This is a genomic window from Mesorhizobium sp. M4B.F.Ca.ET.017.02.2.1 (genome assembly GCF_003998955.1).
GTDB lineage: Bacteria > Pseudomonadota > Alphaproteobacteria > Rhizobiales > Rhizobiaceae > Mesorhizobium > Mesorhizobium abyssinicae.
In genome coordinates this window covers 1-436 of record NZ_RZOF01000717.1, presented here as the reverse complement: position 1 = coordinate 436, position 436 = coordinate 1, and the positions used below count along the sequence as shown (strand labels likewise).

The following is a 436-nucleotide window of genomic DNA, read 5'->3' as shown; positions in this document are numbered from 1 at the left end:
CCGTCCATCCTGGCGAGCGCGATGGCGAGCGACGACCTCGACGTGCGCGCCGACGCCGCCGACGCCGCCGGCCGCCTCGGCCTCAGCGAACTCGCTGCGACGCTCGCCGGGCTGATGGACGACGAGGTGTGGACCGTGCGCTATGCCGCCGCCAACGCGCTGCGCTCCTTCGGCCAGCCCGGCGAAAAGATGCTGCGCGCGATGGCCGCCAGCGACGTCTCGCGCAGCCAGCGCACCGCCTCGCTCATCCTTGCCGAGGGCCCTGCCACATGATCGCCGACTGGAGCCACCAGATCGTTCTGACAGCCTCAATCCTGTCCTGGTTCATCATCGGGGCCGGGCTGGCGCAAACGGCGATCTACCTGTTGCAGCTCATCGTCGCCGCCTACGCGCTGTCCATGCGCCCGCCGGTGGCGCGCTCGGCGCTGCTCTGGCA

At 71.1% G+C, this 436-nt stretch carries 1 protein-coding gene; it reads left to right on the top strand.

The features are described from left to right. On the top strand, positions 1 to 273 hold a 273-nt coding region (locus EN738_RS35020), incomplete at its 5' end, for a HEAT repeat domain-containing protein (protein ID WP_189606179.1). Between the last annotated feature and the right edge of the window lie 163 nt (positions 274 to 436).